Genomic DNA, 17508 nt, shown 5'->3' with positions numbered 1-17508 from the left:
ACGGTTTTTACCCATCTCGGTTATCCGAATTCAGTAACCCCCCACCGCAGATATCACCGCCCGAATCACTCATCACCTCGATCTTCCGATGACAGATTGGGTTCGACAGCGTCTAAAACGTCCGTTTGGGACTCGATTAACTTATGGGTAAGAGACAGATCGTCACATTCGGGCTGTGTTCCCGGATTCGGGAGGGACAGCCGATCACGTTCGGTTCCCCGCAACAAGCTGGATCGGAGATACAAGCAATATTGTCTTGTTCTCTGCGGTGGCGACTCCGGTCGCTCCCGAGCGGTCCGCGTCAGGACTCGGTGTCCACCGCACAGTCGCACTGCCCCCGCCGGATCAGGTCGGTGATCGGGTAGCTCGCGCCGCAGTCCTCACACAGCACCTGCACCTCAAGCAGAACGGTGAACTCCCCGATGGAGAGCTCGCCCGCCGTTCGGAGGTGGTCGAGGTTGTTCTCCGCGACTGCGACCAGTCGGCTCCGGAGCCGCTGGATCGTCTGTCGGGCGTTTCCGGGCCGGTCGATCACGGACCGCTCCTTCGAGGCATCCCGGAACTCCGTCAGGTAGGTGTGGATCGCTTGGTGGGAGACGAACTCCCGCCGAAGAGTCTCGGTGTCGATCCCGTACTCCTCAACTGTCGCTTCCGCGTCGACGCGGCTCCCCGCAGTGACATCGTCCTCGGAGAGCAGCCGGTAGAGGTTGGACACCTCGCCGTCGAGCGGGTCGTAGCCGGCCGTGACGAGCCGCCGGTGGAGGAGGCGTTCGTTGAACCAGTCGGCCAGCGACCGGAGGCTCTGTTCCTCGTGCCCGCGGCCGAGCCACCGGTCTTCGAGTTCCTGTCCGAGCCCCACCGTTCCGTGTTCGTCGATCAGCCGCCCGACCTTGCTCCGGGTCGGATCGGGTTTGTCGGCCATACCCGACGTTGACCGGTAACTCGGTTAACATCAGCGACTCCGAGCGTCACACCGGCAACGGGAGGCCCGCCCCGACGAACGGCGTGACCACGACCGCAAGGACCGCGCTGCCGACGAGCACGTACCGCGCCATCCGCCGGAGTGCGTCGGTGACCGGGATGTCGAGGTCGTCCGCGTCGCGCCTCCCGGGAAGCGTCGGCGCGTACGCCGTGAGCCACACGAGCCCCGCCGCCAGGAACTCCACAACGTTCGCGAACCCGTCGGCCACGACGCCCGATTCGAGGCCGAACCACACCGCGGCCGCCGGCCCCATCTCCCCGAGCGAGAGGAAGGCGTACGCCCCGAGCACCGCGGGGAGCACCACACCCACGTACAGCACGCGGTACTTTCCCGCGGGCGTCTCGAACCGGCGGACGACCGCGCCACCGATGGCCCCGATCAGGCCGGCGAACAACGCGAGTATCAGGAACGTGAAAAACGCCGACCCGAACTCCGACGACGCCTGGAGCGGGAGCGGAACCGGGAGCGCGAGCGGACGTGCGGCGGGGAGCATACCCTGAATGGCGCGGATCGAACATAAATTCGTGACGGCTCGCGGGTGCCCGCCCACCCCCCGAGGGACATCTTCATTCTCCCGGCGACCGAAACGGATGTATGAACCTGAAGACCGACACGGTCAACGGGATCGTCTCGCTTGTGATCAGCGTCGCCGCCACCTATCCGTTCATGAACGACGACGAGGACGGGTACTCCGGGACCGAACTCCTGCTGTCGGTCGCGCTCACGGCGTTTCTGTCCGGGTTTTTCACCAGCTTCTTCGCCGGGGAGTAGCCGTGGTCGGCCGCGGCGACCGCCCGGCGTGACCGACGCGGCGTTTCCTCCCGGCGCACGCAGATTCAAGGGCGTCCCGCGGAACACCCAGGTATGGCGGGTCCGAACCCCGAAGAGTTGCGCCGGGTCGTCGAGCGGTTCCCGACGCCGCCCGAAAGCGACTGGTTCGCCGATGTCGACGACGCGCTCGGCGGCACGTACAGTCGTCTCGCGGAAACGTGGTACCCCGAGTTGCGTCGGCGCACGTCGGCGTACGCCGACGGCGAGATCCTCCGCGAAGACGTGCTCGAACACGTCGAGGCAGTCCCCGCGTTCCGGCTGACCGACGGCGCCGCGCCGCTGCCCGACCGGCGGGCGGCGTTGGTGGACGCCGCTAACGGTGTCGACGGGGTCGCGGCGGTGTCGACGTGGTACAACGACCTCCGGGCGCTCCTGGTCGACAGCCCGGAGAACCGGTCGCTCCTCGAACGCGTCCTCCACGACTTCGGGTACGCGCTGGCGCACGGGCTGTTCCTCGGCGCGTCCTCGCCCGAGCAGGTGGTGCGGCGGCTCCGCGTCGCCTACCGGTCGGTCGGGGTTCGGATCGACGACACCCGTTCGGGGGACGGCGGCGAGCGCACCACGTTCACGTGCCCGTACCGGGACGTCGCCGCCGGCCGGTGCGGCGAGAAGTGGGTGTGTCACGAGAAGTTGGACCGCGTCGACGACGGCTACGTGACCTACCTCGAAGCGCGCGGGATCGACTACCAGCGCCCGCGTGACTGTCCCGGCTCCGAGCAGTGCTACTCGACCGTGACGTGGGACGGCGACGAACAGTGGTGGCCGAAGACGCCACCGTCGGCGGTGGCCGGATCGCTGTGACCCCGCCACCGTCGCGGACAGCCGACCGCGATCGCGCCGGCCGGATTCGGGAGAGCTACGGCCGGTGGGCCCGGATCTACGACTGGTTCGCCCGGGCGACCGCGTCGGTCGGGGGCGTCCGAAGCAGTTGTGTCGACGCGCTCGGCCTCGCGCCCGGCGACACGGTCGTCGAGTTCGGGTGTGGCCCGGGTGCCAACCTGCCCGTGCTCAGAGAGGCGGTCGGCCCCGGCGGCCGGGTCGTCGGCGTCGACATCACCGGGCCGATGCTGCGGCGCGCGCGGGGGCTCGTCGCCCGCCGCGGGTGGGAGAACGTGTCGCTGGCGCGGGGCGACGCCACCTGGCCGCCGGTCGCGGCGGCCGACGGCGTGCTCGCGACGTTCGTGACCTCGCTGTTCCCGGACGCGTACGACGTGGTCGGCCGGTGGTGCGACCGTGCCGACAGGGTCGTCGTCGCGAACTTCGTCCCGCGGGGACATCGGGCGGCGAACGCGGCACTGTGGGGGTTCGCCCGGGTGAACGCCAGGCTGTTCGACGCGGCGCAGGGGGACGTTCTAGCCCAGCTTGCGGCGCGGACTGACGCCTCCCGCGACGCGCTCGACGCGCGGATGGACACCGTCGAGACCACGCGGCACGTGTTCGGCACCATCGAGATCAACGCCGGTTTGCGGGAGTCGTAACCCTCCCCCCTCCAAGCAGGTCACTCAAGTACCCGGAAGCCGAACCCGGTCGCAATGCCAATAGTCGAAGTGACGCTCCCCGACGAACTGTTGAGCGAGTTCGAGCAGCTGGTGGACGAGGAGTTTGTCACCGAAGAGCAGGCGGTCGAGGAGCTTCTCACGATGGGGATCGACGCCTACAACGTCGACGTGATCGACGACAGCGAACCCGGCGACGACTTCATGGACGGCGCGGAGAACAACCTCTTCGATACGGCCTCCGACCCCGGCGACCTCGACGAGGACACGTTGTAGCGGGCGTCCGGCCGACGATCAGTCGTCGGCGGGCGTCGGTCCCCGCACCGACTCCGTCTGCCACGTCCCGCGGCGGTACCACACGTACGCGATGAGGGCGCCGGCGGCGTTCGAGACCGGAAACGCCACCCAGATCCCGCTTTCCCCCAGCGAGAGCGACGCGACGTACGCCACCGGAATCCGGACAACCCCGAGCATAATGATCGAGATGGTGGCGGCGACCAGCGTCTTGCCCGCGCCCCGGAAGCTCCCGGTGTAGGCGCGCATCACGCCGATGAACCCGAACGAAGGCGCCACCCACCGGAGGAACTCCACCCCCACGCGGACCACTTCGGGGTCGTTCGTGAAGGCGGCCACGATCGGTTGGGTAGCCAGGAGCGCCACCACGCCCAACCCCGAGAGCACCAGAAACGTCACCTTCGCCGCGAAGTCCGCGGCCGACCCGGCGCGGTCGGGTTTCTCGGCACCGATGTTCTGGCCGGTCATGGTTTCGACCCCGCGGGCGACCGCGATCGCGGGCAGAAAGATCACCGAGAACACCCGGACACCGATGCCGTAGGCGGCGACGACCGTTGTCGGGAACATCCCCACCACGAGCAAGAGGAGGTTCACCGACAGCGCTCGGCCGGTCCCCTCGATCGACGCGGGGACGCCGATATCGAGCAGTTTGCGCAGGTAGACGGGGTCGGGGCGCATCTGACTCGGCCGGATCCGGACCCCGCGGACTCCCTGGATCATGACCGCGATCCCGACCAGGAACGCCAGCGCTCGGGAGAACACCGTCGCGATTGCGGCGCCCTCGATCCCCGACCCGGTGTAGCCGGTGGCGGCGAACAGCGACGCCTCGACCCCGCGGAGTCCGACCATCCCGAACAGCGGGTTGTTCTCGAACCCGAAGATCAGGATCGGGTCGATCGCGATGTTGAGCACGACCGACCCGAACATCACGAGCATCGGGGTGACGGTGTCGCCGTAGCCGCGCATCAGCGCGATGAACACGAAGAAGCCGAACATGAACGGTAGTCCGGCGGAGATTACGCGCATATATCCCGCCGCGAGCGGCTGCACCTCGGGCGACGCCCCGAGGAACGTGATGAACGGCCCAACGGCGGCGTACCCCACCGCACCGAGGATCGCCGAGGCGACGAGCCCGTAGATGACCGTCTGTGACGCCGCGTACTCGGCCTCAGCCTCCTCGCCCGCGCCGATGTGTTGGGCGACCAGGACGCTGCCGGCGACGGAGATCCCCATCCCAAGCGCGATCAGGAGGAAGATCATCGGGAACCCGAAGCTGATCGCCGCCAGCGCTTCGGTGCTGTACTGGCCGAGCCAGAAGGTATCGGCCAGGTTGTACCCCACCTGGAGGAGGTTGGTGACGACGATGGGTAACGAGAGGTAAAACAGCGGCCACCCGATCCCGCCGCTGGTGAGCGAGAGTTCCTCTGGACCTTTGAACACCGACTCCAGCCGATCGAGGAGGCTCATCCGGACGCGCTCCCGGCGTCGTCTGTGTCGCTCCCGTCACCCGGTTCGTCCCGCGGCCGCAACGCGGTGTCGATGTAGGTGTGGAGCGTCGTCGCCGACTGCGCCGGCGGGTGGCCGACCCCGACGTGGCGGGTCTGTGCGCCGTTCACGAACGTGGTGAGCGCCGACGCCACGGTGTCGGGGTCGACGTCGTCACGGAACGTCCCGCGGGCGACGCCGTCTGCGACGAGGGTCCGGACCCTCGATGAAAAGGCGTTGTCGAACCGCCGGAGTCGGTCGCGGAACGCGTCGTCGTACGGCGCCTGCGCCTTGATCTCGAGGAGGGCGGTCCGGAACGCCGGATTTTCAGAGCCTTCGGTGAGGAGCGCATCGACCAGGGAGTGGAGACGCTCGGCCGGGGAATCGCCGTCGGGGTCGCCGATCCGCGCCTCGAATCGGTCGTAGAGGTGATCCAGAAACGCCACGAGCAGGTCGTGCTTGCAGTCGTAGTGGTAGTGGAGGGCGGCCTTGCTCAGGTCGGTCTTGTCGGCGATGTCCCGCATCGTCACCTCCGCGTAGCCGTGCTCGCGGAGCGCGCAGTGGGTGGCGTCCAGGATCTCGGTCGGTGCGTCGGTCACAGTGTGTGCCTCAAACTGACTGTCCGGTCAGTCAAAAGGAGTTCGAACCGCGGCTGAGCGGGAGTCCAGCGGGTGGAACGAGCGGGACTCCCGCCGGGGGCGGCTTTCCGGCCGGCTGTCTAGTACCTAACCACGACCGCGGGCATCCGCCGAAGATTGAATACTCGCGGCCACCGACCAATCCGTAGATGTCCGCCGACGACTCTTCGGCCACGGCGCGTGACTCCCTCGACGGCGGCGCAGCCACACTCACCACGCGACGACTCCGGTATCTCGGCGCCGCGCTCGCAACCCTCGTCGCCCTGTTGCACCTCCTGGACCCGAATCACGGCCTGCTCGAACTGTTCGCGTTGCTCTACGCCAACCCCCGGGTGCTCGTGTTCGATCCACGACCTGCCGCGTTCGTGGTGTCGGCGACGGCGCTCCTGGTCGGCGTCTCGCTCAGCCGCAACGCCCCGAACCGACGGCCCTACTACGTCGCGGGGATCGTGGTGGCGCTCACGTACGTGGTGGGGTACCTCGCGTGGCACCTGACCGGCCACGGCGGCTTCCTCCCCGGCCGGGAGCCGCTGCTCCACGGTGTCGCGCCCGTCGCGAACGTCGTCCGCCACCTCACCAGCGACCCGTGGGCGGCGGCGTCGATGGCGAGCGAACTCGGGCTGATCGCGACCCTCGTTGCGCTGCTCCGCCGGGAGTGATACGGACGCCTTCGCACTGCTGATGGAGGACGCGGGCTACGAGGGGTAGCCAGCCCCCGAACGCCTACGCAGGGTCGATTAGCAGTTCCGTCGACCGTGCCTCGTCCGTGGTCGTCCGGTTCGGCGTGTCACCCCCGACGACGAACCCGCAGACATCCCGTTCGACCCCGCCCTCGCCCAAGACACCGGCGGCGGGATGTGATGGGGCTAATCACCGACGGGAGTCGCGGCGTCTGGCACCTCCCGCGATTCCGATCCGGTGTGGAACGTGTCGGACGAGTCGCGTTCACCTGAACAGTACCGTCGGACAGTCCCGAACTATTATTTCGATTGATTCCAAAACGCCGGTTAATGCCGACGTGTGAGAACTGTGGTTCGTTCGTCACAAGGGAGTACGTCCGGGTGTTCGCCCCGAACGGCATGGACAGCCCGCGGGTCTGCCCCAACTGCGAGGACAAGGTTCGCGACGGCGCCGACGTCCGTGAGGCTCGCGCAACCAGACACTGACACCAGGTAACTCGTCCCGACAGTCCGTATCACGCGGCTTTTGACGCTTCGTGGTCTCGTGACCGTATGAGCAACCGCTCCACGTTCCTCGACGGCGAGCGCCACGACGATGTCGCGCTGTTTCTCACCGAGTCGTACCTCGACAGCGAGGGGAAGCTTCCGAAGATGGGCGAGACCGTCGACTCGGGGTACGTGCTCGTCGTCCCAGGTGACGACGGCCGGCGGGCGTTCGCCGCGGGCACGGGGATGGAGGCGATGGAGTTCGCCCGCGGCGCGATGGAGACCCGCGGCCACATCTCGCGGGACCTTGACGGCGGCGAGTGCCCGCAACGGGAGACCGACGCCGAGGCGTCCCACGAGGTCGAGTTCGTGTTCGCGTTCTCGGAGGAGCGCAACGACGAGGTCGGCGGCCTCTACGCCCGCGGCGACGTGATCCACGCCTACGCCCACTGCGCCTGCAGCGCAAGCTACTCAGACAAGTGGGTCGTCGGCGAGGAGACCGAGACCGGCGTCCAGCCGGGCGGGTCCGAGCCGGTCGAAGCGACCGAGTAACGCTGGCGAACCCGCCGCGACTGCCGACACGAGCGCGGCGCGACTGCCGACACGAACCCGCTGCGACTGCCGACACGAGCGCGGCGCGACTGCCGGCAGACTCACGTCCGACGCGACCCGACGCGAGGTATGAACAAGACGGTCGATGTCACAGTCCGCACCGGCGACGGCGAGGAGACAATCGCGGTCGAGCGGGGCCAAACCCTCAGAGACGCGCTCTTGGCCCACGACTTTCCGGTCTACGGGACGGTCTCCCGCCACGCCAACTGCGGGGGCCGGGGGGTGTGTGCCACCTGTACCGTCGAGGTTGACCCCGCGCCGGAGCCGACACACTGGCACGACGCCGCCGCCGTCCGGTTCGGGTACCCTCGGCTCTCGTGTCAGATCACGGTCGATGAACCGCTGACGGTCAAACTCCTCGACAAGTACGTCTGGGGACAGGTGCTGCCGCGGCGGGTGTCGGGCGGCGAGTGAGGTCGGGCGCCCGAAGACGCCCAGCGGGCGTCCGAACACCCCGCTACTCGTCGCCGGCGTCAGCGTCCCCGCCGTCGGCCGCCGCCGCTTCGACCTCCTCGGCAACCGCCTCGAACGCCCGGAGGATCACCCGCTTCGTTGTCGCCCCGCTCGTGGTCCAGTGGTTGGCGTAATCGAGCATGTCGTCGTAGATGTCGGGTTTACACCCCGCAGCGCGGGGGTGGCCGCCGCCGTTGACACGCCCCGCGACCTCGTGGGCGCGCTCGAAGGTCTCGGACCCCCGGATGCTCGCGCTGCCTGCGGGCTTGACCACGACCGCCGCGTCGGCGCCCTGTTCTCGCAACGCCTCCGCGACCTCGTTCTGTGAACACCGGCCGTAGGCCACGCCCACCGTCCAGGGGCCGACTTCCCTGAGTTCCGCCCGCGACACCGCCGCGTCGATCAGGTTCTCCTTCTCGACCCGCCGGCGGTCGATATACTCCGCGACGACGTCGGGGAGGTCGACGCCGAATGTCCCCACCACCGTCACGTACTCCTCGGGATCCGTCCAGTAGGCGTAATCCGCGAGGTCGTCGCTTCGTGGGTCCTCCTTCTCCCAGAGGTCGTGATCCCGGGTGACCGCGGCGAGTTCGGTCCATTGCTCGTCGAAGTCGTAGTCGAGCGACCGGAGCGTCACGTCGGTCGAACACTCCTCGTCGGATTCGCCGACCTCGAGGTCGACGCCGGCGTCGCGGACTGAGTCGGCCGTCTCCGCGTCCCACTGGTGGTGGTCGTACCACGCAACCGACGCCGCGAGGTCGACCGCGGCGGCGAGTTCGTCGGCGATCCAGTCGTACTCGTCGGGACACAGGTCACACACGTAGAGGTCGATCCCCCCGGGCGCGTACTCGACGACGTTCCGTAGGGACTCATCCAGGGAGTATGGGCCGGCGCCGACCAACGCGACCGTCGATCGGGGGTGCTCGGCTCCCTCCTCCTCGCCTTCGGTTTCGTCGTCGGCGCCGCCGGCCGGCTCGTCCCACCGGTCGACCCGGTCGGAGACGTCGTCCGCGAACGACGCCCACGACAGCGTCGCGTCGTAGACCTCCCGAAGCAGCGCCACACACCCCAACCCGTCGGCGTCGGTGTCGGCAACGACCACAGCCTCCGCGCCGTCGACCGCTTCGGCGACCCGTTCTTCGGTTCGGGACTCGTCGAGGGAGTCCGGATAGAAGAACCCCGTTCCGGGGAGTTGGGACTTTCGCGTGAGCGAGAGTCGCCCGCTGTCGATGAGTTCGTCGTTCATAGCGCGTCCGACGGCCGCCGGGGTGAAAACCGGCGCGGTTGGGGGCGACGAGGCTACACCGCCCGTATCACGTCGCCGTCGGGTTCGATCGCGTCGACATCGGCCTCGGACAGCGGCACCTCGACTTCGACCTCCACGAGGTAGTCCTCGTTGGCCAACTGGTCGTGGCCGAGCACGGTGTGACACGGGTACGGTTCGTCGAACGTCTCCCAGTAGACCCGTTTGTACCCGTCGTAGTAGTGCTCGGCTGGATCCACGATGTGTGTGGTGACCTTCGCTACGTCGCCGAACCCCTTCCCCACAGCGTCGAGCAAGGTCCCGGCGTTCTCGTAGGCCTTCCGCGCCTGCGTCTCGATGTCGTCGCCGACCACGTTCGAGTCGGCGTCCATAGCGACCTGTCCGGCCATATAGAACCGCCCGCCCTCGACGATTGCGTGGTTGTACCCGATCCCGCGGGCGTCCTTGAGTTCGGGTGGGTTGATCGCGTACCGGGGCATACCCCCCGTTTCGCCGACCCCTCACAAAAAGCCGGACCCTCCGAGCGGTGGGACGCCCCAACTCACTCCGCAAGCGCCCTGACGGTCTCGGCGAGTACGCCCGCCGCCGCCGCGCAGTCGTCCCAGTCGGTCCACTCCCGGGGCGAGTGGGAGGCGCCGTCGACCGACGGCGCGAACAGCAGCCCCACGTCGGTCGCCGCCGCCAGGTTCGCGGTGTCGTGGACCGCCGCGGAGTGGAGCCGGATCGCGTCGGTGCCGCGGGTCGCGGCCGCGTTGTCGGCGGCCGCGAGACACCGCTCGGCCATCGGTGTCGGCGGGTTGGTCCGGTACCGGTCGAGGCCGGTGTCGACACCGTTGGTCCGTTCCAGCCGCGCCAGACTGGACCGACACCGGTCGACCAACCGGTCCATCGTCTCCGAGTCGGTGTCGCGGAGGTCCAACTGATACCGGACCGCGCCGGGGACGATGTTCCGGGCGTTCGGTTCGATGGTGCCCTGTCCGACGGTCGCGACCGCCGACTCCCGGTCCGTGGCGACCTCCTCGGCGGCGCGCTCGACGTCGAGTACGAACTCGGCGCCCGCGGTCAGGGCGTCGGTCCGCTCGTACATCGGCGTCGACCCCGCGTGGTCGGCCTCGCCCGCGATCTCGACCTCGCAGTTGGTGATGCCGGTGATCGCCTCGACCACTCCGACGCCCGCGCCCGCCTCAGTCAACCGGGTTCCCTGCTCGATGTGGAGTTCCACCCACGCGTCCCACGCTCCGGGAGTGATCGCGTCGTCGCCACAGAACCCGATCGCGTCGAGGCGTTCCCGGAGAGTGACGTCCTCGTCGTCGACGAGTCCGAGCGCGTCGGCCGCGTCGCGGTGCCCCCCCGCCACCGACGACCCCAGCGTGCCGATCCCGAACCGGGCACCCTCCTCCTCGGTGAACGACACGACCTCGACCGGGCGGTCGGGGGTGACGCCGGCGTCCTGCATGGCGCGCACCCCCTCGAGCGCCGCGTATGTCCCGAGCGGCCCGTCGAAGATCCCGCCGCGGGGGACCGAGTCGAGGTGGCTGCCGAACGCCACGGGCGCGGCACCGGGGTCGCATTCGGGGGGCGCCCACCGGCCCGCGATGTTGCCGACGGCATCGACTCGCACGTCGAGGCCGGCGTCGCCGAGGCGGTCGACGAACCGTTCTCTCGCCCGTCGGTCGGCGTCGCTCCCCGTCAGGAGGGTCCGCCCCCGACCGTCCTCGGCGTCGACCGCGCCGAACGCCGCGTTCGCCTCAATGTCCTCCCGGAGTCGCTCCCGGTCGATGTCCATACCACGACGGTGCGCGGCCGGGGCAATAAATCCGCGACTGCGGCGCGTCGGCATCGGCCCGCCGGGCCCGCTTCACTCCACAGAACCGGGTTCCTGGGCGGCGACGTGCGCGCAGGCGACACGTGTGAACTGCCGGAACCGGAGCCGTTGGGACCGCGGGACTCCGGTCCGCGCCGTGGGCACGCCCCGCTCACTCCCCGCCCGGCGCCGCAACCGGGGCCTCGGTGTTTTCGTCGGCGGCGAGTTGGCGGACGGTCAACACCGGAACGGGACAGGTCCGGACCACGCGCTCGGCCACCGACCCTACCAGAAACCGGTTCTCGCCGTGGCGGCCGCGGGTTCCCATCGCAACCACATCCGCGTTGACCTCCCGGGCGTAGCCGTCGATGACCGACGCCGGCCGCCCCGCCCGGATCTCGGTCCGTACCTCGCGGTCGGCAGCCGCCCGGACGGTTGCGACCGCCTCCTGGCCGCGCTCTTCGAGTGCCGTCCGCATCTCATCCTGTAGCCGCTCCGGCGACGATGACACTTCCTCCTCGTCGACGACGTACAGGCACTCGACCGCGGCGTCGAACCGCGCCGCGAGGTCGAGCGCCGTGTCGACCGCGCGGCGTGCGCTCCCGGACCCGTCGGTGGCGACCACAATGGTCTCGAACATACGGTGGGGTGCGGTCGGCGGGACAATAAATACCGTCGGCGGTCCCCGCTTGGACCCGTCCGGCCCCGGTTCGCCTCGAGGCGGCGTCGGTCCGGCGCCCGGCACCGCCGCGTGACCCCGCCCGTCGTCGTCTCGGTCATACTGTCGGCTATAGTCGCGTGACGTATTTCGACACCCCGGGGTGTCGAAAATCTTCACGTAGTTATAGCCGACAGTATCAGGACCGGCGACCACCCTCCCGCGCGCCTCCCGCGTGCCTCCCGCGTGCCTCCCGCGTGCCTCCCGCGTGCCGACGGCGATCACGACGGGGATCGCAGCGTTTGCAACTGGTTGCTCAGCAGATCACACGACTACGTGCGATCAAGTGAGTACAGACCTGCAAACGCTACGATAGCCCGTGCCTCACGAGCACCTCTCGGGCGGCCGCAGTACTCGGTTTTCGCGTGCACCCGATGCCCGGCGAAGTGAGCTTTTTTGTCGCCCCGCGTCGGAAGAACGGATATGCCCCGCCGCCCGATCGGTGTCGACCTCGTGCTCGTCCCCGTTGATCGGAGCGAGGCGTCGTCCGGCGCGGTCGTGTCGGCCGCCGCCATCGCCGCCGAGTACGACGCGACGCTCCACGTCGTTCACGTGCTTGACGAGTCGGTTGTCCGCGCGATCAACGAGGGCGAGGTCGACGACGACCGGGTGGCCGCCGACGGGGAGGCGATCGTCGAAACCGCCCGCGAGATCGCCGCCGACGCGGCGGTCCCGGTGTCGACGTCGGTGGCGTACGGCTTCTCGCCCAGAATGAAGCTCAGACACCCCGGGAGTGTCGTGCTCGACACCGCAGACGACGTCGGCGCCGACTTCCTGGTGGTGCCTCGTGAGCCGCCCGACGCGCCCGACGCCGGTGTTCTGGCGAAGGCCGCCGAGTACGTCCTGCTGTACGCGAGTCAGCCCGTGCTATCAGTGTAGATCGGTTGATGCCCGGTCTCGTCCACCGCGTTGTGCTCAGTTATAACACTCAAGGAGAATACCCGCACTCTTAGGCGCGGGAGGAGGTCAATCCTCTGCCGAGATCCGTGCGCTCATCTCCATCTCGAAGCTCTCGGAGTTGCTGATCTCGAACCCGAGTTTCTCGTAGAGCCCGATCGCGGCCTTGTTCCACCGTTCGACGCTGAGCCACACCCGATCGACGCCGTTCTCGGCGCCGTAGCCGAGCAGGCCGCGCATCAGCCGGGTTCCGATCCCCGACTCCTGGTACGCCTGGAGCACGAAGATGGCGAGTTCGTAGGTGTCGTCGTCCGGGACCAGTGTGGCGTGGCCCGCCACCGTGCCGCCGTGCCACGCGACGACGTTGTACCCTCCTTTCTTTACGAGACCGTCGAGCCAGGTCCGGATCCGACCCTCGTCGCCGGGCGGGATCCCCTGTGCGCGGTCAGCGGGATCGAACGCGACGTACATCGACACGAGCGCCTCGAACTCGCCATCGCTTCCGTCGTACGGCCGGAGTTCGATCTCCCGGCTCTCGCGGTCATCGAACGCGAACGGTGCCGCCTCGAACGGCCCGGCGACCGTCGAGGGGTAGTTTCGGTCCGGGTTCATCGGACCAGCGAGACGGTGACGTGGGAGTTCAGGAGGACGAACTGCGCGGTGGTGCCCAGTTGGATCTTCCCCATTGGACTCGTGGTGCCACCGCCGAGTGCGACCCGGTCGAACCCCTCGGATTCGGCGATCCTGACCAGTTCGCTCCCCGCGTCGCCGTCGACGTGTCTGACCTCGGCGTCGACTCCCGCCTCCCCGAGCACCTCGTCGATCTCGGTTTCGATCTCGTCACCCGTGCGCCCGGTGCTGGAATCGTCGACGACCGCGACTGTCAGGTTGTCGCCCGCCTCGGCCGCACGCGACACGGTCCGCTCCAGCGCCCGACGGGAGTCGTCGCCGCCCCCGATTCCCAGGAGGACCTTCATTCTACGTCCGCTATCGATGCGGGGGTAAAAAAGCGCCGGGGTCTGTGGTAGGCACTGTTGTGGCCACTGTCCGCACGGTTCGACGATGTCCGGGGATCCGCGACGACGGTCCGTACGAGGGAACGCTTTTTGCCGTCCGGGCGACACCCCGGAGTATGGACGACGACGCCGACGCGTCGACGGAGGGCCTACAGCGGACTGCTGCCGGCGTGTCGGACGCGGACTCCGAGCCGGACGCCGAGTCGGACGCGGACTCCGAGCCGGACGCCGAGTCGGACGCGGACTCCGAGCCGGACGCCGAGTCGGGGACCGAAGCCCGATCGGAACCGGGACCGGAGACACGCCGTGAGGGCCCCGTAGACGGCTCGGACACCCCCACCGACGTCCAGAAGTACGCGCGGTTCAAGAAGGTCGACGGCGCTCAGTACGATCGCGTCAACGACTTCCTCCGGGATCGGACCTACGTCACCGCCCGGGAGTGGGCCATCGCCAGGCTGTGTGCGGATTTCCGCACCGAGACCGGCGTCGAGATGACCAAGATCGGCGAGAACCTCCCCGAACTGGTGCCATTCATGACCGACACCTACACGCCGCAGGCGGTGAACCAGGCGCGGTCGTCGTTCGAAGAGAAAGTTCGAATGTCGGGCGCAACGTTCCTCTACGGCGCGATGTCGGGATTTTTCACTGCCGAGGAACTCGACGAGTTGATGTATGAGGTGACCGAGATCGCGAAGTTCCTGCTGGAAGTCGAAGGCGTCGACCTCTCGGTCGAGGAGGAGATGGAGGCCGAAGAGCGGATCTCCAGCGTGATGCGGGAGGTCCGCGAGGCGAGTTCGGACCTCCGCGCCGACGAGCTCTCCGGGGACGGAAGCGACGACGGGTGACCGGGTTCGAGGGTATCACGCCCGACACCGCCAGTGGCAGTTGTCGGTCCGGATCAGATCAGGTCGTCGGGGTCGTGAGCGTCCCGCATCCGCTGAGCCTCGGCGGCGTACTGGTCCCGCCGGTCGGGGTCGTCGACCGCGCCGAGGTTGTCCGGAACCGTGTTGACGGCGGCTGTCGTGTCGCGAACGTCGGTGAAGGAGGTGAGCGCTCGCTCCTTCCGGAAGTACCGTTCGCCGTCGGGGGTCGCGTACGTGAGGATGATGAGGTTCTGCTCATCGTCGGAGTATGTGCGTTCGACGAGCCAGACACGAACCCGCTCCTCGCCGGGATCGGCCGTCATACGTGTCAGTTCCGCTCCGGCGAAAAATAGCTACTGCCGAGGCCAAGAGCGGCGGTCGCCCGCGCCGCCATCGCCGCCCGGCCGCACCGGCGTCCCGCGTCCCTGATACACACCGCCGCAGCCCGCTGGTTTCAGATGAACGCCAGCGGGAGCATCGCCACGATCCCGACCGCGATCCCGACGCCGAGTTCGCGCTTCCCGCTGCCGGGGAGGTCAGCGCCGGTTTCGAGCGCTTCGGGGACGAACTCGGTGAGCACGAGGTAGATCATCGCGCCGGCGGCGAACCCGAAGCCGTACGGGAGGAACTCCCGCGCCACCCGGACGAACGCGAAGGCGATCACCGCGCCGATCGGTTGCGGGAGGCTGGAGAAGACCGCCCACCACACCATCTTCCACGGGGGGACCCCCATCGACTGCAACGGGATCGAAATCGCGGTCCCCTCCGGGATGTTGTGGATCGAGATCGCGATCGTCATGAATATCGCCAAAAGCGGGACCGTCAGCCCCAACATCTGTGCTCCGCCGGCGAGTCCGAGGTCCGCAAACGAGACCCCGACAGCGATCCCCTCGGGGAAGCTGTGGACCGTCAGCACGCCCAAGATGAGCACGAGCCGCGCGAAGTTCGCCTCCTCGTACTGGCGGGGGTCGATCTCGGCGTCGAGCAGTACCTCGTGTGCCACCACCACCAGGAGGACCCCGGCACCCATCCCAACGAGGATCTCCAGCGGCGTCCCCGCCGTGAGCCCCTCCTCGATGAGGCCGAACAGCGACGCCGACACCATAATCCCCGACGCCACCCCCCACAGCAGGACGTTCTGTCTGTCCGTGACCGAATCGACGAAGACGAACGGCAGCGCGCCGACGCCGGTCGCGAGCGCCGTCACGAACCCGGCAACAAAGACGAACACCAGATTCTCCAGGAGCGCCATCGGATCCGGCTTCGCCGGCCCGGCACAAGACGCTGGCGGGGCGCGGGAGCGACCACTCCGCCCGAACCCCGCACCGAACCGACGAATCGAAACGTCCCGAGCCGGTACCACGGACGATGGACGTTCAGTTCCTCGGTGGCGCCCGCGAGGTCGGCCGGAGCGCGATCCTCGTCAACGACTCCCTCCTGTTGGATTACGGGATGCTCGCGGGGACGCCCCCGCGGTTCCCGGTCGCCGACCCCGACCCCGACGCCGTGGTGGTGAGCCACGGCCATCTTGACCACGCCGGCGCGGTCCCCGCGTTGCTGTCGGGGGAGACCCGGCCGCCGATCCACTGGACGCCGCCGACCCGGGAGCTCGCGGTCACCCTCGCGGAGGATACCCTGAAGCTCCACGGGGGGAGCCTTCAGTGCCCGTTCACCGAGACCGACCTTCGACGGGTGCGGGGGGTCTCGGAGCCCCACGGCTACCGGGAGTCCTTTACCGCCGCCGGCCACGAGGTCACGTTCTACAACGCCGGCCACATCCCCGGCAGCGCTCACGTGCTGGTGGACGACGGCGACACCCGGCTGCTCTACACCGGCGACTTCCACACTGCAAACCAACGGCTGGTCTCGGGGAGAACCGCCCACCCCGACGCCGACGCGGTGATCTGTGAGAGCACCTACTCCGATGTCGACCACGACCCCCGCTCGGAAGTCGAAGCCCGGTTCGCCCGCAGCGTCGAGGAGACGCTCTGGGAGGGCGGCACCGTGGTGGTCCCGGCGTTTGCGATCGGGCGGACGCAGGAGCTGTTGCTCGTGTGTGCGGCCCACGACATCCCGTGTTACGTCGACGGGATGGGCAAGCGGGTCACGCGGATGCTCCGGCAGTATCCCGACTTCGTCCGCGACGCCGATGCGCTCCGGCGGGCGATATCGCACGCCCGCTTCGTCACCGGGCGCGACGGCCAACGCAGACGGATCACCGACCAGCGGGCGGCGGTCGTCACCACGAGCGGGATGCTCTCCGGCGGCCCCGCGATGACCTACATCCCCGAGATACGGTCGAACCCGACGAACAAGATCACGCTGACCGGCTACCAGGTCCAGGGCACGCCGGGACGGAGCCTCCTGGAGACGGGCCGCGCCGAGATCGACGGCCGGGTGATGCCCGTGGCTGCACGGGTCGAACAGTACGACTTCTCCGCGCACGCCGACCGCGACGGGCTCCGGTCGTTTCTCGACTCGTATCCCGACGCGGAGGTCATCGTGAACCACGGCGACCGGTGCGTGGCGTTCGCGGCCGAACTCGACGCCGACGGGTTCTCGGCGACCGCGCCGGACGTTGGCGAGACGCTCACTGTCGGGTAGCGAGCGGGGCCACCCCGGATCCGCTACTCCTCGCGCGGGACCGCGCGGACCTCGAACTCGCGGTAGCCGCCGTACGCGGCGTCCAACGCGCCGAGCCACCAGTTCCACCGGTCTGCAACGCCGGACTCGTCGGGAGCGTCGGCGAGGTTCCGGACGACCTCCGCGACTGTGAGCGGCTCCCCGCGGTCTTCGGCTACGACCCCGGCGTCGGCGAGGTCCCGGGCCTGCCTTGCGACAACTCGGTGTTCGGCGTCGTCACCGTCGAACTCGGCGCGCAGCGCCTCGGTCAGGTCGTCGGCGCCGAACGCAGCAGTCTCAAGCGTGGTGTCCCCATCACTCGTTCCGTTCATACCCGCCCTTGACGGCCCAGGGTCAAGAGTCCGCC

General features: G+C 68.6%; 24 protein-coding genes. 11 read left to right on the top strand and 13 right to left on the bottom strand.

Translation table 11 applies throughout. The annotated features are described in order from the left end of the window. Positions 1 to 301 precede the first annotated feature (301 nt). Positions 302 to 922: a rod-determining factor RdfA gene (rdfA, locus tag IEX72_RS01645; protein WP_188785633.1), complete on the bottom strand. Its 621-nt coding sequence runs from the start codon at positions 920 to 922 to the stop codon at positions 302 to 304. Between the two features lie 46 nt (positions 923 to 968). Beyond that, the gene (locus IEX72_RS01640; protein WP_188785632.1) at positions 969 to 1475 is read right to left on the bottom strand and encodes a hypothetical protein; all 507 of its coding nucleotides are present in this window, start codon (positions 1473 to 1475) and stop codon (positions 969 to 971) included. Positions 1476 to 1576: 101 nt separating this feature from the next. Between IEX72_RS01640 and IEX72_RS01635 the strand changes: the two genes are divergently transcribed. The 4 genes from IEX72_RS01635 (at position 1577) to IEX72_RS01620 (ending at position 3585) form a co-directional block, all read left to right on the top strand. Then, entirely contained in the window at positions 1577 to 1753 is a 177-nt protein-coding gene (locus IEX72_RS01635) for a hypothetical protein (protein ID WP_188785631.1), read from the top strand. A gap of 93 nt (positions 1754 to 1846) precedes the next feature. Beyond that, positions 1847 to 2614 (top strand): hypothetical protein, encoded by a 768-nt coding sequence (locus IEX72_RS01630; protein ID WP_188785630.1) that lies wholly within the window; start codon positions 1847 to 1849, stop codon positions 2612 to 2614. Then, positions 2572 to 3291, top strand: a complete 720-nt coding sequence (locus IEX72_RS01625) for a class I SAM-dependent methyltransferase (protein ID WP_188785629.1) — start codon at positions 2572 to 2574, stop codon at positions 3289 to 3291. Before IEX72_RS01630 ends, IEX72_RS01625 begins: the two co-directional genes overlap by 43 nt. 54 nt (positions 3292 to 3345) lie before the next feature. Continuing rightward, positions 3346 to 3585 carry a DUF7120 family protein gene (locus IEX72_RS01620; RefSeq protein ID WP_188785628.1) on the top strand — a complete coding sequence of 80 codons (240 nt, stop codon included), beginning with the start codon at positions 3346 to 3348 and terminating at the stop codon, positions 3583 to 3585. An 18-nt stretch (positions 3586 to 3603) separates the two neighbouring features. Here the strand turns inward: IEX72_RS01620 and IEX72_RS01615 are convergent, their stop codons facing one another. After that, complete coding sequence (locus IEX72_RS01615) at positions 3604 to 5070, bottom strand: MATE family efflux transporter (protein WP_188785627.1); 1467 nt, start codon at positions 5068 to 5070, stop codon at positions 3604 to 3606. Further along, positions 5067 to 5687, bottom strand: a complete 621-nt coding sequence (locus tag IEX72_RS01610; RefSeq protein WP_229663699.1) for a TetR/AcrR family transcriptional regulator — start codon at positions 5685 to 5687, stop codon at positions 5067 to 5069. The genes IEX72_RS01615 and IEX72_RS01610 overlap by 4 nt, the downstream gene beginning before the upstream one ends. A gap of 188 nt (positions 5688 to 5875) precedes the next feature. On the opposite strand from IEX72_RS01610, the gene IEX72_RS01605 reads away from it, so the two are divergent. The 4 genes from IEX72_RS01605 to IEX72_RS01590 all read left to right on the top strand — a co-directional run bounded on the left by IEX72_RS01605 (position 5876) and on the right by IEX72_RS01590 (position 7918). Continuing rightward, positions 5876 to 6385 carry a hypothetical protein gene (locus IEX72_RS01605; protein ID WP_188785626.1) on the top strand — a complete coding sequence of 170 codons (510 nt, stop codon included), beginning with the start codon at positions 5876 to 5878 and terminating at the stop codon, positions 6383 to 6385. Positions 6386 to 6736: 351 nt separating this feature from the next. Then, positions 6737 to 6892: a DUF7563 family protein gene (locus IEX72_RS01600; RefSeq protein WP_188785625.1), complete on the top strand. Its 156-nt coding sequence runs from the start codon at positions 6737 to 6739 to the stop codon at positions 6890 to 6892. Positions 6893 to 6958: 66 nt separating this feature from the next. Beyond that, positions 6959 to 7444: a DUF5807 family protein gene (locus tag IEX72_RS01595; RefSeq protein ID WP_188785624.1), complete on the top strand. Its 486-nt coding sequence runs from the start codon at positions 6959 to 6961 to the stop codon at positions 7442 to 7444. A gap of 129 nt (positions 7445 to 7573) precedes the next feature. Continuing rightward, positions 7574 to 7918, top strand: a complete 345-nt coding sequence (locus IEX72_RS01590; RefSeq protein ID WP_188785623.1) for a 2Fe-2S iron-sulfur cluster-binding protein — start codon at positions 7574 to 7576, stop codon at positions 7916 to 7918. A gap of 43 nt (positions 7919 to 7961) precedes the next feature. Here IEX72_RS01590 and IEX72_RS01585 read toward each other — a convergent pair whose 3' ends face one another. The 4 genes from IEX72_RS01585 to IEX72_RS01570 form a co-directional block, all read right to left on the bottom strand. After that, positions 7962 to 9203 carry a DHH family phosphoesterase gene (locus IEX72_RS01585; protein ID WP_188785622.1) on the bottom strand — a complete coding sequence of 414 codons (1242 nt, stop codon included), beginning with the start codon at positions 9201 to 9203 and terminating at the stop codon, positions 7962 to 7964. A 53-nt stretch (positions 9204 to 9256) separates the two neighbouring features. Continuing rightward, the gene (locus tag IEX72_RS01580; protein ID WP_188785621.1) at positions 9257 to 9700 is read right to left on the bottom strand and encodes a RidA family protein; all 444 of its coding nucleotides are present in this window, start codon (positions 9698 to 9700) and stop codon (positions 9257 to 9259) included. A 62-nt stretch (positions 9701 to 9762) separates the two neighbouring features. Then, complete coding sequence (locus IEX72_RS01575; RefSeq protein ID WP_188785620.1) at positions 9763 to 11007, bottom strand: M20 family metallo-hydrolase; 1245 nt, start codon at positions 11005 to 11007, stop codon at positions 9763 to 9765. 190 nt (positions 11008 to 11197) lie between these two features. Next, positions 11198 to 11665, bottom strand: a complete 468-nt coding sequence (locus IEX72_RS01570; RefSeq protein WP_188785619.1) for a universal stress protein — start codon at positions 11663 to 11665, stop codon at positions 11198 to 11200. 501 nt (positions 11666 to 12166) lie between these two features. On the opposite strand from IEX72_RS01570, the gene IEX72_RS01565 reads away from it, so the two are divergent. Next, the gene (locus tag IEX72_RS01565) at positions 12167 to 12622 is read left to right on the top strand and encodes a universal stress protein (RefSeq protein ID WP_188785618.1); all 456 of its coding nucleotides are present in this window, start codon (positions 12167 to 12169) and stop codon (positions 12620 to 12622) included. Positions 12623 to 12709: 87 nt separating this feature from the next. On the opposite strand, the gene IEX72_RS01560 is transcribed toward IEX72_RS01565, so the two are convergent. Together IEX72_RS01560 and IEX72_RS01555 are read right to left on the bottom strand one after the other, a co-directional pair. Continuing rightward, positions 12710 to 13252 carry a GNAT family N-acetyltransferase gene (locus tag IEX72_RS01560; RefSeq protein ID WP_188785617.1) on the bottom strand — a complete coding sequence of 181 codons (543 nt, stop codon included), beginning with the start codon at positions 13250 to 13252 and terminating at the stop codon, positions 12710 to 12712. Then, positions 13249 to 13617, bottom strand: coding sequence for a universal stress protein (locus IEX72_RS01555; protein ID WP_188785616.1), 369 nt, complete (start codon positions 13615 to 13617; stop codon positions 13249 to 13251). The genes IEX72_RS01560 and IEX72_RS01555 overlap by 4 nt, the downstream gene beginning before the upstream one ends. A gap of 155 nt (positions 13618 to 13772) precedes the next feature. Here IEX72_RS01555 and IEX72_RS01550 point away from each other — a divergent pair, with 155 nt between their 5' ends. After that, positions 13773 to 14501 (top strand): DUF5806 family protein, encoded by a 729-nt coding sequence (locus IEX72_RS01550; protein ID WP_188785615.1) that lies wholly within the window; start codon positions 13773 to 13775, stop codon positions 14499 to 14501. Positions 14502 to 14554: 53 nt separating this feature from the next. On the opposite strand, the gene IEX72_RS01545 is transcribed toward IEX72_RS01550, so the two are convergent. Continuing rightward, complete coding sequence (locus tag IEX72_RS01545) at positions 14555 to 14842, bottom strand: hypothetical protein (RefSeq protein WP_188785614.1); 288 nt, start codon at positions 14840 to 14842, stop codon at positions 14555 to 14557. Positions 14843 to 14973: 131 nt separating this feature from the next. Then, entirely contained in the window at positions 14974 to 15771 is a 798-nt protein-coding gene (locus tag IEX72_RS01540; protein ID WP_188785613.1) for a ZIP family metal transporter, read from the bottom strand. 116 nt (positions 15772 to 15887) lie between these two features. Between IEX72_RS01540 and IEX72_RS01535 the strand changes: the two genes are divergently transcribed. Beyond that, complete coding sequence (locus IEX72_RS01535) at positions 15888 to 17123, top strand: MBL fold metallo-hydrolase (protein WP_188785612.1); 1236 nt, start codon at positions 15888 to 15890, stop codon at positions 17121 to 17123. Between the two features lie 23 nt (positions 17124 to 17146). On the opposite strand, the gene IEX72_RS01530 is transcribed toward IEX72_RS01535, so the two are convergent. Beyond that, positions 17147 to 17473, bottom strand: a complete 327-nt coding sequence (locus IEX72_RS01530; RefSeq protein WP_229663698.1) for a hypothetical protein — start codon at positions 17471 to 17473, stop codon at positions 17147 to 17149. Between the last annotated feature and the right edge of the window lie 35 nt (positions 17474 to 17508).

Origin of the sequence: Halobellus salinus, from assembly GCF_014646875.1 — an archaeon.
Classification (GTDB): domain Archaea; phylum Halobacteriota; class Halobacteria; order Halobacteriales; family Haloferacaceae; genus Haloquadratum; species Haloquadratum salinum.
Note: the sequence above shows the minus strand (reverse complement) of the source record. Positions and strands in the feature narration are given on the sequence as shown.

Excerpts from the sequence above, each read along its gene's own strand:
- IEX72_RS01535 (WP_188785612.1), top strand. The coding sequence starts at position 15,888 with ATGGACGTTCAGTTCCTCGGTGGCGCCCGCGAGGTCGGCCGGAGCGCG.
- IEX72_RS01550 (WP_188785615.1), top strand. The coding sequence starts at position 13,773 with ATGGACGACGACGCCGACGCGTCGACGGAGGGCCTACAGCGGACTGCT.
- IEX72_RS01585 (WP_188785622.1), bottom strand. The coding sequence starts at position 9,203 with ATGAACGACGAACTCATCGACAGCGGGCGACTCTCGCTCACGCGAAAG.
- rdfA (WP_188785633.1), bottom strand. The coding sequence starts at position 922 with ATGGCCGACAAACCCGATCCGACCCGGAGCAAGGTCGGGCGGCTGATC.
- IEX72_RS01560 (WP_188785617.1), bottom strand. The coding sequence starts at position 13,252 with ATGAACCCGGACCGAAACTACCCCTCGACGGTCGCCGGGCCGTTCGAG.
- IEX72_RS01545 (WP_188785614.1), bottom strand. The coding sequence starts at position 14,842 with ATGACGGCCGATCCCGGCGAGGAGCGGGTTCGTGTCTGGCTCGTCGAA.
- IEX72_RS01530 (WP_229663698.1), bottom strand. The coding sequence starts at position 17,473 with ATGAACGGAACGAGTGATGGGGACACCACGCTTGAGACTGCTGCGTTC.
- IEX72_RS01565 (WP_188785618.1), top strand. The coding sequence starts at position 12,167 with ATGCCCCGCCGCCCGATCGGTGTCGACCTCGTGCTCGTCCCCGTTGAT.
- IEX72_RS01590 (WP_188785623.1), top strand. The coding sequence starts at position 7,574 with ATGAACAAGACGGTCGATGTCACAGTCCGCACCGGCGACGGCGAGGAG.
- IEX72_RS01555 (WP_188785616.1), bottom strand. The coding sequence starts at position 13,617 with ATGAAGGTCCTCCTGGGAATCGGGGGCGGCGACGACTCCCGTCGGGCG.
- IEX72_RS01635 (WP_188785631.1), top strand. The coding sequence starts at position 1,577 with ATGAACCTGAAGACCGACACGGTCAACGGGATCGTCTCGCTTGTGATC.
- IEX72_RS01630 (WP_188785630.1), top strand. The coding sequence starts at position 1,847 with ATGGCGGGTCCGAACCCCGAAGAGTTGCGCCGGGTCGTCGAGCGGTTC.
- IEX72_RS01580 (WP_188785621.1), bottom strand. The coding sequence starts at position 9,700 with ATGCCCCGGTACGCGATCAACCCACCCGAACTCAAGGACGCCCGCGGG.
- IEX72_RS01570 (WP_188785619.1), bottom strand. The coding sequence starts at position 11,665 with ATGTTCGAGACCATTGTGGTCGCCACCGACGGGTCCGGGAGCGCACGC.
- IEX72_RS01595 (WP_188785624.1), top strand. The coding sequence starts at position 6,959 with ATGAGCAACCGCTCCACGTTCCTCGACGGCGAGCGCCACGACGATGTC.
- IEX72_RS01640 (WP_188785632.1), bottom strand. The coding sequence starts at position 1,475 with ATGCTCCCCGCCGCACGTCCGCTCGCGCTCCCGGTTCCGCTCCCGCTC.
- IEX72_RS01575 (WP_188785620.1), bottom strand. The coding sequence starts at position 11,007 with ATGGACATCGACCGGGAGCGACTCCGGGAGGACATTGAGGCGAACGCG.
- IEX72_RS01600 (WP_188785625.1), top strand. The coding sequence starts at position 6,737 with ATGCCGACGTGTGAGAACTGTGGTTCGTTCGTCACAAGGGAGTACGTC.
- IEX72_RS01620 (WP_188785628.1), top strand. The coding sequence starts at position 3,346 with ATGCCAATAGTCGAAGTGACGCTCCCCGACGAACTGTTGAGCGAGTTC.
- IEX72_RS01605 (WP_188785626.1), top strand. The coding sequence starts at position 5,876 with ATGTCCGCCGACGACTCTTCGGCCACGGCGCGTGACTCCCTCGACGGC.
- IEX72_RS01615 (WP_188785627.1), bottom strand. The coding sequence starts at position 5,070 with ATGAGCCTCCTCGATCGGCTGGAGTCGGTGTTCAAAGGTCCAGAGGAA.
- IEX72_RS01540 (WP_188785613.1), bottom strand. The coding sequence starts at position 15,771 with ATGGCGCTCCTGGAGAATCTGGTGTTCGTCTTTGTTGCCGGGTTCGTG.